Here is a 13,753-nt window from a genome sequence, read left to right as displayed (position 1 = left end):
TTTTTATTTAATAAATTTTTTAAATCCCATCAAAACAAGATATGGTGGATACATTAAGGCTGGTATCATCCAGTTAAACCAATAGTGCTGTGTCGATAACAATAGGTTGTATGAGATGAGGAACATTATCCCTAAAGAGATTACAACTAACCACATTTCATGAAAATCGTCTTTTTCATCGTGGATAAAGAATGTCATACATTTTTTCACTTTTTGTGATTGTATAGACTCTTTTAGTTGCATCAGTTTTTCATAGAGTAGTGATAGCATCAAGTCTACGAATAGGATAACAAAAAATACAATTAAACTACTTATGTAAAGAGGTAACCGTTTGAGCTTTCCTTGGAGATAATTAAGTGTCATAAGTGCGTTAGCATGCATCTCTATCCCACTAACTTGCCTGGAATAAGCATCTATCTCAAAAGTGTCATCACTGGCACTATGCGCAGCTCCAACAAAAAAAACAGCATTTTTTAAGTCATCTTCATAAATTGTATCAAGCGGATAATTGGCTGACATTGCAGAAAGTTTTTTCCAATTACTCTGATAAGTCGTATAATCATTAGTATCTTCCAACACATTAAAGTCTTTAAAAATAATTCTATTCTCAACAAGTGCTGAACCTGTTTGTGAAAAAGTATCAAAGATATTTTTCTTTAAATGATTTTGATCTACATAAAGTTCTATGGCGACATTCATAAACTTTTGCTCTTTATTTTCTCTATCTCTATAAAGCTCATAAGGGTAATATCTTCTACTTACATTGTCACTTGCTGACGTTAAGCCCACAGAGATAAATTTGATCTTACCAATATCAATAAGTTTTTGAATCTCTTTGTCGGCTGAATAATATATATAGTTATAGTTCGATGTGATTGGTAGGTAAATAATGTATGGTCGAGGATGTTTTAAAACTTCTAAAAGTTCTATATCCCCGGCACTTGCTGTTTTGTTGTGGGGATCACTTAAATATGAAAGATCGTAATCTAAAAAAAGAGCAGAAGGATAATTTTCTTCATCAATATCTTCAACCAAAAGATCAAGATTTGAGATTATCTCTGCTAAATATTCGCGCGGGAGAATATATCCATAGTTTGTTTCATTGTTGTCATCTAAAAGTTTTTTTGAATTCAAATACTTATCATCGAGCATTAAAATAAACACATTGCTTTGATTTGTATCTGTAGATGTCTTAGAAAGAGCGAACCAACTTGTAGTATCGAAGGCCGCATCTTCTATCGTTGCACGAATAAACTCTACATTATAAAATTGATAAATTATAAATGTTAACAGTGCACTTATCGAAGCTTTTATCAATGATTCTTTTATCAAACTATACCTATTCTTTTTTATTAAAAAGCATTCTATTGTTATTTTACTTATATAGCTCTTTTGTCATATTTTCTCTTAGCTGTGTGACATGATGTATCAAAAGCTTTTTTTATACTGTCAAAAATAATATAAAATGAATATGAAAAATTTCTATATCATTATAAATATTCATTTTTTTAGTTATATATTATGATTTTATAGGAGTTGAAATGAAGAATAAAAGGTATTATAAAATCATTGTTTCAGGGTTGACTTTAATAAAAACGTGCACAAGTATAATAAGCAATGTGTAGGTAAAGTAAGTTATTCTACATGGAAAGAAGAACAATGTAATGGAATTATTGGAACACTAAATCGTACTATATTACCAGCAATTTGGTCAAAAAGTTTTATGGATGCTAAAATCAATGATACTAATATGAAGGATTATTTTACAGAAGAAAGAATTAAAAATGAGATGGGAGAGAACCTTGCTGGATGTATTACAGCTGCTGAGTTTTCTAGGGTGATTCAAGGAGGTGCTGGTACCAGTGGTACTTTAAAAATAGAAGATGTTGAATATAAATGTACATCAATGACAACACCTACGGGAAACCAGTCTCCATATATTAGTTGGCATAAAAAATAATCACACTTTAGTATTATATAACTTGTGTAATATTGGTTGATGCTTTAAACTTATGATAAAAGTTTAATCATCACCCAATATAGTTTTTTCATTAACGGTATTTTTTATTCTATCATCTATTCTTTAATATATATTCCATAGAAGCACGTAATAACAAGTTTGCTTCCCACGCCGACCTCTCTATTAATTCTTCTTTGTCGTTTTCGTAAAATGAGTTATAAACGTCTACATCGTTTTTTGTTTTTTCAAAGTGATATAGTAAGGTATCAAAACCTTTGTATGCTATACCTTCTTCAGGAAGTTGACACTCCATCAATACTAATTTTTGACCCTTTTCATATTCTACTTCTGACCAATCAACGGAATCACAAAAATCAGAATCTTCAAATAATTCTGCAATAGTAATTCCTTTACCATACTTTGTTTGTTTTACTTCAGAAACCAAGGCAGTATCACATCCTGTAAATACACTAAACAAACCAACTAATACAAAAATTTTAATCACAAATAATTTCATTTATTTCCCTACTACATATGTTTTAGCAAGTTTATCATGTAAAGCTTGCTTCTTTGGTGTAAAAAGTACCATTAAATAGCCTATTCCTAAAATTAGTCCCGACAAAATTCGACCAAAATTTCTTCCTGCAGAATTCGCAATAGAAAGTCTTTCACCTTCATGATTTACAACTTTTATCTTGAATATTCTTTTTCCTAACGTTGCCTGTTTTTTAGAACTTTCTAAAAATATGAAGTAACTAAAATAAATTAATGAATAAACTATCACAACTACTTTACCAATTGTTTCCTCACCCCTAAGGCCTAAACCAAATAGTAAACCCATTAAGAACTGCCACACTACAAAGATAATAATTGCATCTATCATAAATGCACCTAATCTTTTTCCAAAACCAATAAACTTTTCGTTTTCCATTTCTACTCCTTTGTGTTTGAAACATTATTTCAAATAATAGTGACATATTGTGTCAAAAAGACAAAGTGTTAGTTTCACTAATTTAAAATGCTGTTTTTCATTAACGAAACAAAATATTATCTAGTTTTATAAAAAAATACAATGAAACAATAAATAATTATATTCTATCGTTTAGAAATGCTCAAGGTTTTATAAAAGTGATTTAATTAAAGCAATATGAGTATATAAGTTTATTGTTATTGCGTAATTAGCAACAGCGTTTTTTTTTAATTATTTGTTCTTTAGAATATCTTCCATAGAAGAATCTAATAAATATTTGGCTTCCCATCCAGATCTCTCTACTATCTGTTCTTTATCATTTTGATAATATGAATTATAAATTGCTGCATGATTCTTGAACTTTTCAAAATGATAGACTAAAACATCAAAGTCTTTATAAAATATACTGTCCTCTAGAAGAGTACACTCTACCTTTACTAATTTTTTATTAGTGCTGTATTCTACCTCTAACCAATCCACTGAACTACAATAATCAGAATCTTCGAATAATTCTGCTATAGTAATTCCTTTAGCATATTTCGTCTCTTTTACACTTTGAACCAAAGGCGTATCACAAGCAGTAAAGATTACTAAAGCGAAAAAACACACCCATATGAATAATCTTGCTCTAAATGGTATCATCTGTGTTCTTTCCTCAAAACTAATATAGCTGTTGTTTTTCATGTGTACTCCTTTTTGATTCAAGAAGTATTTCATGGTATTGTGACAAGTTATGTCATAGAATAAAATGCTTAGTATTTTATTAAGATTTTTTAAGCTGTTTTAAGGTTGATTATTTAATAGTACACTGAAAAAGGAAAAGTGTGAAAAAAATTTTATTAATAATTGGATTAAGTTTAAGTCTTTTTGCTGCTGAAACAGCATTGGAAATGAATAAAAATGTAAATAGAGCTTCTTTATTGAAATATTTTCCACAATATCAAGGAAATAAACATAAAACTTCCTTTATTTATGAAATGTATGATTTAGGACAAAAAAATCCCTATGAAATACAAAGATGGTTGGACTCATATTATGAAGTTGCGATTACAAGGTTATTAAGAATAAATGTTTTAACTGTTAAAGAGTATGATGGTTGGTTAGATTTAGATATAGTTGAAAATAAAGAAATTAAAAAATGTAAAGATCTGGGGTTAACTCCATTTACATTAAAGAAAAAATATCCAAATAAAAGTTGTGAACAAGTAAGAAGAATATTACAATAATTCAAATATCTTAAAACTGTAATATAGTCAAGTCAATGACTATATCATGGTTGTTGATTTTAAAATATTATAAGTTGTCAAATAACTCACTTGTCTTAGAATGCTTAGATTTTGGAGTATATTGGTAATTATGAGTTACACATGTTCCAAAAAGTATTCATAATTATAAAAGTCTAAATTCTCTCAAATCTTTAGGAGTTTTGGAATAAAAAGTTATGATTTAAAATAATCTCCTCGAGATCTTCAAGTTTCGCACTCGTTATATTTTCAAACTGAGTGCGATTAAACGTCTGCTGCCTTTTGGCAAGCTGAGCCGTATGGATCGCAATGAGTTGTATCATCTCATCTTTTTCTATTTTTCCATCTAAGTAATCAAGTACTTCAACGATGCCGATCGCCGCCATTGCATTGGGACTACGCGTATATTTTTGCTCGAGATAAGCTACTTCATCAATGAGCCCCATCTCAGCCATTTTAGATGTACGCTTGTTGATTCTCTCGCGAAGCACTTCTCTTTCAACATCGATATTAAAAACCTCTAAATCTTTTATGACAGGTTTTGGAGGATTTTGTTTAAACCATTCGCTTGGTGAGATCTTTGAAGCTTCATAAATCAAAAGCGCTTTCTCAATTCTGTAGCGATCGTTTTGAGCGATGTTTTTCATATAATCGGGATCTATTTTACTAAGACACTCATAAGACTCTTGGAGGTTTTTAAGTTTTTTCTGGACTTTATATGTTATCTCCTCCGAGATATCGGGTAATTGGGATAAGCCATCGAGTAAAGATTTCAGGTAAAAAGAGGTCCCCCCTACAATTACGAGGTTTTTCTGATCTTGTCGACATCGTTTTACAACATCTTGATAGATCTTGATAAGTATCTCGACACTAAAGTACTCATTTGGGGAGAGTTCATTTATGCCAAAATGCTTTATTAAAGAGAGCTCCTCTTTTGAGGGTTTAGCAGATACGATATCGATCTCTTTATAGATACTTAGTGAGTCGATAGAGAGTATATAGGCATCTATTTTTTGTGCTATTTTGATTGCGAGATCACTTTTTCCTGATGCGGTCGGACCTATGATTGCGAGTTGTTTCATTTTAGAATTATACCATTGAGTTATATCATTTTAAAGCAAGTTTGGATAAAATAGCTTAAATTATACAAAAAGGGTGAGAGTTTGCAAGATTTAAAACAAAAGCTGAAAGACTTTAACGAACTTGTAATGTTTGAACACTCTATATTTTCACTGCCGTTTATTTTTATAGCGATGGTAGTAGCAGCTAACGGATGGTTTGGTTTCGGACTTCTTTTTTTAGGAGCGTTAGCAGCTGTAACTGCAAGAAACTTTGCAATGGGTGTAAACCGTTATGCCGATCGAGATATCGATGCACACAATCCTCGTACTGCAAACCGTCCAAATGTTGACGGCAGACTTGATGCAAGCGCAATACTGATTTTTATCGCTGTAAATGCTTTAGCTTTTATTGTAGTAGCATACTTGATAAACCCCTTGGCATTCAAACTCTCTATCCCGATTTTGTTAGTACTTGGATCATACTCATACTTTAAGCGTTTCTCTGCAATGGCACATATTATTTTAGGGATTTCACTGGGACTTGCTCCAATTGCCGGAGTTATTGCGGTGAGTGCAGCTATCCCTATCTGGTCGGTACTTCTTGCTCTTGGTGTTATCTTTTGGGTGGCAGGATTTGATCTGCTCTATTCACTTCAAGATATGGAGTACGACGTAGAGAAAGGTCTGCATTCTATCCCGTCAAAATACGGTGCAGAATCGACACTTTTTATCTCGGCAATTTTTCACGGACTTGCGGTGCTGTTTTGGCTCCTTTTCGTTTGGGCGGCAGACCTTGGATTTTTTGCACTTTTAGCAGCTGCGGGGAGCGGGCTGGTTCTTGCGTATGAGCAAAAACTGGTACGCCGTGATTTTACACAAATTGATCGAGCATTCTTTACGGTTAACGGTTATCTGGGGATTGTATTTTTTATCTTAATTGTACTTGATAGGATGTTTGCATGAATGAACCACGTTTAGTACCCGCACCGATAAGTATCTCTTTTAGTGAAGCAGATTTAGATCTTGAAAATTACGAAAGAGAGTTTCAAAGTTTAAGTGAAAGTGATGATGACCCGATCAGTCAATGGCTGAAACTTGCAAAAGCAAGAGGGGAAGCATCCGAGAGTGATCCGGTACTTTTAAATCTACTGGTGGAACTCCACAGAAAAGTGGATGCACTTGAAGCATTTTTAAAAAATGAAACTCCTAAAAGAGTTTCGTTGACAACCCAAGAGGATATTGAAGGGATTGGATTTGAGCACTTCAAACTAAAACAGCCGGCTTTAGAGGTTGGAAAAACTTACTATGGGCGTATTGAGATGCCTGTACATCCAAAAAGAGATGTAGGGGTGTTTTTTAAGGCAGAGAGTCCTACTTTGGCAAAATTTACCCGTATCCATGAAAGAGACGAAAAAGAGTGGGCATCATATATGACTGCCCGTGAACGTGTACTGATTAGAGAATTAAGAGAGAAGAAAAGTTGAATTTAGCGCAGATAAATTTTCAGTTAGAGTATGTTGTTGTCATAATGGCACTCATAATCCTATATCTTTTATATTATGTTTATACAAAAGACACGACATACTCAAAAAATATCCGCTCGGTTGCTTCTGTGGTGGAAGACCTAAATCGTGAGCTTTATTATCTTAAAAAACAACTCTCAGAAGCTGAGACAAAATTTCAATCAAATTCACAAAGAATGAATGATGATGAGATCTATCAAGAGATTGAAAGAAGTGTCTATGATATGGTACAACCGCTCTCTATAGCTATGAAACAATTACAGTCAAACATTGAAATTATTGAGGGGCAGATAGAACATAGAATTGCACAGCTTGAAAGCGGTGTAAAACAGTTCTCTATCCCGACATCTATCCATGCAAACGATGATGAAAAAATCATTTCACTTTTTAAGCAGGGTGTATCGATCGAAACAATTGCAAAAGAACTTCATCTTTCAAAACCTGAAGTAGAGTTTGTTCTTAAAATCAATAAAATTAAGTAGTATTAATGGCGGATAGAAAACTTTTTACTTTAGTATCTATTTTAATAGGACTAAGTATAATTATCTCCTATTCACTGACAGAGTATACGGTTTTACTCTTTGACACAAATCAGTTCCATTTTGCAATCCGTCAGAGTGCTTTTGGTTTTGTAGGGATTGTACTTATTTATGTGCTCTCTTTGGGAGATCCGGACAAACATTTAAAACCCCTTGGGTTCTCACTCTTTTTCGGCTCACTTATCTTAATGATCGCTATGCCTTTTTTACCTGAGAGTGTGGTTTCGGAAGTTGGGGGAGCAAAACGCTGGATAAAGGTAGCAGGATTCTCTTTAGCTCCCGTAGAGTTTTTTAAAGTTGGATTTGTTTACTTCCTGGCTTGGAGTTTTTCCCGTAAGCTCGGGCACCATAACGGCATGGGGATAAGAAGTGAATTTCGCCGTTTCCTCCCTTATGCGGTTGTGTTTGTTGCCGCAATGTTTATTATCGCCTTTTTACAAAAAGATTTAGGACAGGTAGTGGTTCTTGGCGGGACACTGCTGTTTATGCTTATTTTTGCAGGGAGCAGTTTTAAATTTTTCCTGAGTATATTGGGTGGAATCTTCGGAGCAGTCGTATTGTTTATACTTACGGCTGAGCACCGTATTGCCCGTATTAAATCTTGGTGGGCATTGGCACAAAACTCGGTACTTGAAATTATGCCGGACTTTATTGCCGATAAGCTGCGTGTACCTGTTGAGGTGGAACCGTATCAAATAGGACACTCTTTAAACGCTATCCATAACGGTGGACTCTTTGGTGTGGGTCTTGGTAACGGTACATTTAAACTCGGGTTTTTATCGGAAGTTCATACCGACTTTGTTTTAGCGGGGATTGCCGAAGAATTTGGATTTATAGGGATAGTTTTTGTAGTATTTATTTTTATGTGGATGCTGCAAAGAATATTTAAAATAGCAAACCGCACCAGAGATACAAGTATCTATCTTTTTAGCATAGGGATAGGTTTAGTACTGTCGTTTGAGTTCTTGGTAAATGCTTACGGTATCAGTGGAATCACCCCTATTAAAGGGATCTCGGTTCCATTTCTATCATACGGTGGTTCGGCGATGCTGGGTGCTTGTTTATCTGTGGGTATGGTGCTCATGGCATCCAAAAAAGCAAATATGAGTGGGAAAAGCTTATGAAAATATGTATAACAGGTGGTGGAACCGGCGGTCATTTAATGGTGGCAGAGGCATTGGTTGAAGCTGTTGTAAATGATGGTGATGAAGCGATATTTATCGGTTCAAACAAAGGTCAGGACCAAAAATATTTTGGTGAGCATAGTGAGTTTTCCCATGTATATTTTTTGGAGACTACCGGTGTTGTAAACCAAAGAGGTTTAGGAAAGATAAAAGCACTCTATAAAGTGTTTAAAGCTTTTTTAGAAGCGAGAAAGATTTTAAAGAAACACAAAATAGAAGCAACTTACAGTGTCGGCGGTTTCTCTGCAGCAGCGGCATCTTTTGCAACGCTCTCTTTATTTAAACCCCTTTTCATACATGAACAAAATGCGAAAACGGGACGACTCAATGCAATTTTAAAACCGTTTGCTAAACGTTTTATCTCCGCTTACGAGAAAGATTCTAAGATTCAAGGGTATCCGGTCAAAGAGCTTTTTGTAAAAACTGCAAGGGTAAGAACAGAATTAAAAACGATTATATTTTTAGGCGGCAGTCACGGAGCACGTGCTATTAACGATCTTGCTCTCAGTATAGCTTGGAAGTTAAAAAAACAGGGAATAAAAATTATTCATCAAGCGGGAGAGAGTGACTTGCAAAGGGTAGAGGATGAGTATAAAAAACTCGGCATTGACGATGTTGAACTCTACGGGTTTACAAAAGAGCTGCCTGCTTTGATCGAAAAAGCAGATATGGCGGTAAGCCGTGCAGGAGCTTCAACACTTTGGGAGTTGAGTACAAACGGATGTCCGGCATTTTACATCCCATACCCTTATGCAGCAGGTGATCATCAGTATTATAATGCAAAGTTTATCGTAGATCATGAGTTGGGATGGTGTGAGCGAGAGGGTGAAGAGTTACGCTCGAAACTGCTTCATGCAATTAAAGAGAGTGATCTTAAAAATAAAAGTGAAAAGCTCTTGAATTATAATGAAGAGAATGTTGCAACAAAAATGATCAAAGAGGTGAGGGATATACTTCATGCTTAAGGAATTAGCACAGTTTTTAGTTGACCAGATATTTGAGTTTGGATATCCGGGTATTTTTATTTTAATGGCGGTAGAATCGAGTTTTATCCCGTTTCCTAGTGAAATAGTATTAGTCCCTGCCGGGTATCTCGCATCTCAAGAGAAGATGAATATAGTTTTAATTACTTTGAGTGCCGTTGGCGGTTCTATGGTGGGTGCACTTATCAACTACTATCTGGCATATTTTGTAGGGCGCAGATTTTTAAAAAAATATGGAAAATATTTTTTCATATCTAAAGAGACACTTGCTAAAATGGACAGCTTTTTTACAAAGCACGGTGCTATTTCAACTTTTACGGGGCGACTCATTCCTGCCGTTCGTCAACTTATCTCGATCCCTGCAGGTTTAGCGCATATGGATATTGTAAAGTTTTCAATATATACTGCTTTGGGTGCAGGACTGTGGTCATTGGTTCTTATATTTTTAGGGTACTTCATAGGTGAAAATCAAGAGCTGATAGATCAGTATCTCAAACAAATAACTTTCTCTGTAGTTATTTTAGTTATAATATTTGCTTTCATATATTATAAAATCAAAACAAAAAGGGTTTAAAAATGGACTATATGTTCTCAAGTGGATTTTTTGGTACAAGAGCACCGCTTTTTATGGATGTTGTTACGTTAATAGTAGCAGTTTTACCGTTATTGATTTTCGGTGCTATTTTGTTTGCAAAAAAAAGCAATTATAAAATGCATGCTTTTGCACAAAATTTGATCTATGTAGTTTCTGTAATCGTTGTTATATATTTTGAATATGGTGTAAGAATCGGTGGGGGATTTACCACTTTTGCATCTGATACTGAAGTAAATTATACATATGCACTTTTTGTTTTAGTTTTTCATATTTCTATTGCAGTTGCTACTTTCGCTTACTGGACACTTACAATTATAAAAGCAAACAAATGGTTTAAAAACGATGTAATACCCGGAGAGATGTCTAAAACTCATAAACTGATGGCTATTAAAAGTTTTTTAGGTATTATTTTTACATCTATGACAGGTATCTGGGTGTATATATCACTATTTATATAAAGGAGAAAATATATGATTGAAGTTGGCGCAAACGCACCGGAATTTTGTTTACCGAATCAGGATGATGTGGAGATCTGTTTACGTGATCTCAAAGGAAAATGGATAGTACTTTATTTTTATCCAAAAGATTCAACTCCTGGTTGTACGACTGAAGCGTGTGAGTTTACTGAAGCGGAGCCTCAGTTTGGAGATATGGATGCTATTATTTTAGGTGTAAGTGCAGACAGTACAAAACGTCACCGTAACTTTATTGAAAAACAAAATCTTAGCATTACACTACTAAGTGATGAATCAACAGATATGATGCAAGAGTACGGTGTTTGGCAGCTTAAGAAAAATTACGGCCGTGAATATATGGGAATTGTCCGTTCAACTTTTATAATCGATCCTAAAGGTGTTGTTCAAGCTGTTTGGGATAAAGTTCGTGTAAAAGGGCATGTTGAAGCTGTAAAAGAGAAGCTCGTAGAATTACAAGCTTAACACTCTTAGCTTGAGCTAAGAGTATTAAAACTAGACAAGATGTCTAGTTTGTTTTTTAGAATTTATATCTGATATAAAAACGGATATCTTGTGCTTTGTCAACATTGACAGCAGCATCAGTACCAGTAAGTTCTGAAATCTTATATGGCGTACCTGTTGTCTCTCCAAAGAAATAATTACTTCCAGTAAAATCATAATCAATATATGTATAGCGAATCTGCATAGATAAGATATCTTCTACTAAATACTCTGTGAAATATACTTCATATGCATTACCGCGGGCAGCAACTTTTGAACCTATATTTGTATCTTCAGAGTATGTAATACTTCTCCAGTATTTTGTACCGTGGTTATACTCAAGACCCCATTTTCCATCTTCAGTAAAGAGTGAAGGCATTTGTAAACCTACCCAGTAAGAGTAACCAGTTCTGCTTTCCCCAATAGGAGCACCAAGCATACTTGCATCTTGTTTTGGATCAGTTTTAGTCATAGCAGCACTTGCAAAGAAAATAGTATCATCAAGGTAATCACTATACCCTTCACCGATACCGTTAACCATAAAACTAGCAGTCCCGCTATAAAGGCCTCCAACAGTTTTCATTCCTGACATGACACCAGTAGTACTGTCAATATCAGCATCAATTAAATTATTAGCATAGTAAAACTGTGTATCAAAAGTATATTGTCCATTGCTATAGACTCTAAAGATTAAACCGGCTAAATCAATATCTGCTATATCCCCTGGATTTGTAGCATATGGAGCATTTGGAACAGGTTGATACGTTGTTGGATTTACCGAGAAAAACTTAGGAGCTGCGTTACTTCCACCACGTCCTGCACAGAACTTAACATACATACCGTTTACGCCTGTAATATTTTCAAGTCCGAATTTTGCACTTAAACCATCAAATTCAACATTGATAGTGTGCCCTTGAGGAGATGCTGCACGGTCATCATCTCTTAAATTTATAAGGTGACCGTTTGTAGACGGACGGCGACCTATACTAAATGTCCAAGGGATATCTGCTCCGATAAACTCATTATTAGTATATAGAAAGTATGCATTTTTTACACGAAGTACATCATCGTATGCATTCTCATTAGTAATCCAGTCAAATGTTTCAAATCCGGCTTGATTATTATTCCAGCCACTTCTTGCACCAAAAGCTTTGTTGTAAGCCAGTTGACCGTGGAAGCTTAGATTTTTCGTAGCCGCCCAGTCCATGTTTAGCCAAAATCTGTTTGTCATAAAGGCATCGTTTTTAGCTTCGCTTCCATCTGCCATTTTATAGTTTAGATTTTCAAGTGCGAATCTGTAATCTACACCGAATTTGAGATGACTACCGTTAGTAGCTTTGTTGAGTTCTGTAATGTTCTCTTGGATCTCTGCTATTTGATCCTCAATGCTATCTTCCTCTTCATCGTCCTCTTCATCATCAGACTCTGCACTGGCTACTTTTTCTTCATCATCTTCTGAGTCTGCAGTTGCTTCTTCATCATCTGCTTCTTCATCCTTTGATACTGACTTTTTAGCTCTTAGCTCATCTAACTCTTTTTGCATTGTCTGCATTTTAAGTTCCATCGCTTCAAATCGATCATACATTGTATCTGCTGATAAACTACTCCCCATAATAGTAGCTGAAGCGACCAATGATAATAATAAAGGCTTATTCATCTCTTCCCTTTTCGTATTACATTTATTAATACTTTCTGCATTAATTCCGTTACTATACATTAATATATATAAATCTTTTTTTAAACTCTGTGATAAAAATATAATATGAAAAAGTCTTATTCAGAAAAGCTTAACTTAAACATAATTTCAGTATAATTCGCCGATTTTTCCTCCCTAGTGGTTGAAAATATTAACAGGTAATGTCAAAAAAGTTAGTGCGACCTCTTCAAACATAAGAGCCATCGTTCGACATTTTCCAAAGCAAACTAACATAAATTCTGGCTCGCAAAAGAAGCCTTTAAAGGACCTTATATGGTAACTATGAAAGACCTATTAGAATGTGGTGTACACTTCGGTCACCAAACTCGTCGTTGGAATCCAAAAATGAAAAAATTCATTTTCGGTGTTCGTAAAAATATCTATATCCTAGATTTACAAAAAACTTTACGTTACTTCCGTAACACTTACCAAATCGTAGTAGATGCTGCTGCAGAAGGTAATACAGTACTTTTCGTTGGTACAAAAAAACAAGCTCGTAACTCTGTAAGAGAAGCTGCACTTTCTTGTGGTATGCCTTACGTAGATAACAGATGGTTAGGTGGTATGCTTACTAACTTCCCAACTATTCAAAAATCTATCCGTAAACTTGACGTAATTACTGAGATGCAAGAAAACGGTCAAATTGATCTTTTAACTAAAAAAGAAGCTTTAATGCTTTCTAGAACTAAAGAGAAATTAGAGATGTATTTCGGTGGTATCCGTGATATGAAAAAACTTCCAGATATGCTTTTCATTATCGATGCTGCAAAAGAGCACACAGCAGTTCTTGAAGCAAAAAGACTTGGAATCCCAGTTGTAGCTCCACTAGATACTAACTGTGATCCAGACCTTATCACTTACCCAATTCCAGGTAATGATGATGCTATCCGTTCTATTCAACTTTTCTGTCGTGAGATGGCTGCTGCTATCAACGAAGGGAAAGCTTTAGCAGAAGGTGGTGCTGATAACTCAACTGAGGAAGCATCTGAAGAAACTGCAACTGAAGCTACAGAAGCAGTAGAAACTACAGAGGAAGCATAAT

Annotated in this window: 17 protein-coding genes; 11 read left to right on the top strand and 6 right to left on the bottom strand. The window is 34.7% G+C overall.

The annotated features are described in order from the left end of the window. Positions 1-3: 3 nt before the first annotated feature. The gene (locus QWY88_RS04565; RefSeq protein WP_304544568.1) at positions 4-1,332 is read right to left on the bottom strand and encodes a CHASE2 domain-containing protein; all 1,329 of its coding nucleotides are present in this window, start codon (positions 1,330-1,332) and stop codon (positions 4-6) included. Between the two features lie 265 nt (positions 1,333-1,597). Between QWY88_RS04565 and QWY88_RS04560 the strand changes: the two genes are divergently transcribed. Beyond that, positions 1,598-1,960, top strand: a complete 363-nt coding sequence (locus QWY88_RS04560) for a hypothetical protein (protein ID WP_304544565.1) — start codon at positions 1,598-1,600, stop codon at positions 1,958-1,960. A gap of 112 nt (positions 1,961-2,072) precedes the next feature. Here the strand turns inward: QWY88_RS04560 and QWY88_RS04555 are convergent, their stop codons facing one another. From QWY88_RS04555 to QWY88_RS04545, 3 genes are all read right to left on the bottom strand, one after another. Beyond that, positions 2,073-2,477 (bottom strand): hypothetical protein, encoded by a 405-nt coding sequence (locus QWY88_RS04555; RefSeq protein WP_304544563.1) that lies wholly within the window; start codon positions 2,475-2,477, stop codon positions 2,073-2,075. Beyond that, positions 2,478-2,891, bottom strand: a complete 414-nt coding sequence (locus QWY88_RS04550; RefSeq protein ID WP_304544561.1) for an RDD family protein — start codon at positions 2,889-2,891, stop codon at positions 2,478-2,480. A 270-nt stretch (positions 2,892-3,161) separates the two neighbouring features. Next, the gene (locus QWY88_RS04545) at positions 3,162-3,614 is read right to left on the bottom strand and encodes a hypothetical protein (protein ID WP_304544560.1); all 453 of its coding nucleotides are present in this window, start codon (positions 3,612-3,614) and stop codon (positions 3,162-3,164) included. 140 nt (positions 3,615-3,754) lie between these two features. Here QWY88_RS04545 and QWY88_RS04540 point away from each other — a divergent pair, with 140 nt between their 5' ends. Beyond that, positions 3,755-4,156, top strand: coding sequence for a hypothetical protein (locus tag QWY88_RS04540; RefSeq protein ID WP_304544559.1), 402 nt, complete (start codon positions 3,755-3,757; stop codon positions 4,154-4,156). A 191-nt stretch (positions 4,157-4,347) separates the two neighbouring features. Here QWY88_RS04540 and miaA read toward each other — a convergent pair whose 3' ends face one another. Continuing rightward, positions 4,348-5,256 carry a tRNA (adenosine(37)-N6)-dimethylallyltransferase MiaA gene (gene miaA / locus QWY88_RS04535; RefSeq protein WP_304544558.1) on the bottom strand — a complete coding sequence of 303 codons (909 nt, stop codon included), beginning with the start codon at positions 5,254-5,256 and terminating at the stop codon, positions 4,348-4,350. Between the two features lie 81 nt (positions 5,257-5,337). On the opposite strand from miaA, the gene mqnP reads away from it, so the two are divergent. Genes mqnP through bcp form a run of 8 tightly spaced genes read left to right on the top strand, consistent with a single transcriptional unit; the run spans position 5,338 to position 10,997 of the window. Then, positions 5,338-6,198, top strand: a complete 861-nt coding sequence (gene mqnP / locus QWY88_RS04530) for a menaquinone biosynthesis prenyltransferase MqnP (RefSeq protein ID WP_304544556.1) — start codon at positions 5,338-5,340, stop codon at positions 6,196-6,198. Then, positions 6,195-6,719 carry a hypothetical protein gene (locus QWY88_RS04525; RefSeq protein WP_304544554.1) on the top strand — a complete coding sequence of 175 codons (525 nt, stop codon included), beginning with the start codon at positions 6,195-6,197 and terminating at the stop codon, positions 6,717-6,719. Before mqnP ends, QWY88_RS04525 begins: the two co-directional genes overlap by 4 nt. 44 nt (positions 6,720-6,763) lie before the next feature. After that, complete coding sequence (locus QWY88_RS04520) at positions 6,764-7,240, top strand: DUF6115 domain-containing protein (protein ID WP_304544552.1); 477 nt, start codon at positions 6,764-6,766, stop codon at positions 7,238-7,240. A 5-nt stretch (positions 7,241-7,245) separates the two neighbouring features. Further along, positions 7,246-8,421: an FtsW/RodA/SpoVE family cell cycle protein gene (locus tag QWY88_RS04515; protein ID WP_304544550.1), complete on the top strand. Its 1,176-nt coding sequence runs from the start codon at positions 7,246-7,248 to the stop codon at positions 8,419-8,421. Then, entirely contained in the window at positions 8,418-9,446 is a 1,029-nt protein-coding gene (gene murG, locus QWY88_RS04510) for an undecaprenyldiphospho-muramoylpentapeptide beta-N-acetylglucosaminyltransferase (RefSeq protein ID WP_304544549.1), read from the top strand. The genes QWY88_RS04515 and murG overlap by 4 nt, the downstream gene beginning before the upstream one ends. After that, entirely contained in the window at positions 9,439-10,038 is a 600-nt protein-coding gene (locus QWY88_RS04505) for a DedA family protein (protein ID WP_304544547.1), read from the top strand. Before murG ends, QWY88_RS04505 begins: the two co-directional genes overlap by 8 nt. Before the next feature lie 2 nt (positions 10,039-10,040). After that, the gene (locus QWY88_RS04500; RefSeq protein WP_304544545.1) at positions 10,041-10,517 is read left to right on the top strand and encodes a DUF420 domain-containing protein; all 477 of its coding nucleotides are present in this window, start codon (positions 10,041-10,043) and stop codon (positions 10,515-10,517) included. A 12-nt stretch (positions 10,518-10,529) separates the two neighbouring features. Continuing rightward, positions 10,530-10,997 (top strand): thioredoxin-dependent thiol peroxidase, encoded by a 468-nt coding sequence (gene bcp, locus QWY88_RS04495; RefSeq protein WP_304544543.1) that lies wholly within the window; start codon positions 10,530-10,532, stop codon positions 10,995-10,997. Positions 10,998-11,052: 55 nt separating this feature from the next. On the opposite strand, the gene QWY88_RS04490 is transcribed toward bcp, so the two are convergent. Next, entirely contained in the window at positions 11,053-12,672 is a 1,620-nt protein-coding gene (locus tag QWY88_RS04490; RefSeq protein WP_304544541.1) for a DUF3373 family protein, read from the bottom strand. Positions 12,673-12,984: 312 nt separating this feature from the next. Here QWY88_RS04490 and rpsB point away from each other — a divergent pair, with 312 nt between their 5' ends. Continuing rightward, on the top strand, positions 12,985-13,752 hold the full coding sequence (gene rpsB / locus QWY88_RS04485; RefSeq protein ID WP_304544539.1) for a 30S ribosomal protein S2: 768 nt from the start codon (positions 12,985-12,987) through the stop codon (positions 13,750-13,752). Position 13,753 lies beyond the last annotated feature (1 nt).

Source organism: Sulfurimonas sp. hsl 1-7 (assembly GCF_030577135.1).
GTDB classification, from domain to species: domain Bacteria; phylum Campylobacterota; class Campylobacteria; order Campylobacterales; family Sulfurimonadaceae; genus Sulfurimonas; species Sulfurimonas microaerophilus.
The sequence above is the reverse complement of the archived record's forward strand: the minus strand, read 5'-3'. Positions and strand labels throughout refer to the sequence as shown.

Bases quoted from the DNA above. Each gene is read 5' to 3' on its own strand.
- QWY88_RS04555 (WP_304544563.1), bottom strand. From the start codon at position 2,477: ATGAAATTATTTGTGATTAAAATTTTTGTATTAGTTGGTTTGTTTAGT.
- QWY88_RS04550 (WP_304544561.1), bottom strand. From the start codon at position 2,891: ATGGAAAACGAAAAGTTTATTGGTTTTGGAAAAAGATTAGGTGCATTT.
- QWY88_RS04545 (WP_304544560.1), bottom strand. From the start codon at position 3,614: ATGAAAAACAACAGCTATATTAGTTTTGAGGAAAGAACACAGATGATA.
- miaA (WP_304544558.1), bottom strand. From the start codon at position 5,256: ATGAAACAACTCGCAATCATAGGTCCGACCGCATCAGGAAAAAGTGAT.
- QWY88_RS04525 (WP_304544554.1), top strand. From the start codon at position 6,195: ATGAATGAACCACGTTTAGTACCCGCACCGATAAGTATCTCTTTTAGT.
- QWY88_RS04520 (WP_304544552.1), top strand. From the start codon at position 6,764: ATGGCACTCATAATCCTATATCTTTTATATTATGTTTATACAAAAGAC.
- QWY88_RS04515 (WP_304544550.1), top strand. From the start codon at position 7,246: ATGGCGGATAGAAAACTTTTTACTTTAGTATCTATTTTAATAGGACTA.
- murG (WP_304544549.1), top strand. From the start codon at position 8,418: ATGAAAATATGTATAACAGGTGGTGGAACCGGCGGTCATTTAATGGTG.
- QWY88_RS04505 (WP_304544547.1), top strand. From the start codon at position 9,439: ATGCTTAAGGAATTAGCACAGTTTTTAGTTGACCAGATATTTGAGTTT.
- QWY88_RS04500 (WP_304544545.1), top strand. From the start codon at position 10,041: ATGGACTATATGTTCTCAAGTGGATTTTTTGGTACAAGAGCACCGCTT.
- bcp (WP_304544543.1), top strand. From the start codon at position 10,530: ATGATTGAAGTTGGCGCAAACGCACCGGAATTTTGTTTACCGAATCAG.
- QWY88_RS04490 (WP_304544541.1), bottom strand. From the start codon at position 12,672: ATGAATAAGCCTTTATTATTATCATTGGTCGCTTCAGCTACTATTATG.
- rpsB (WP_304544539.1), top strand. From the start codon at position 12,985: ATGGTAACTATGAAAGACCTATTAGAATGTGGTGTACACTTCGGTCAC.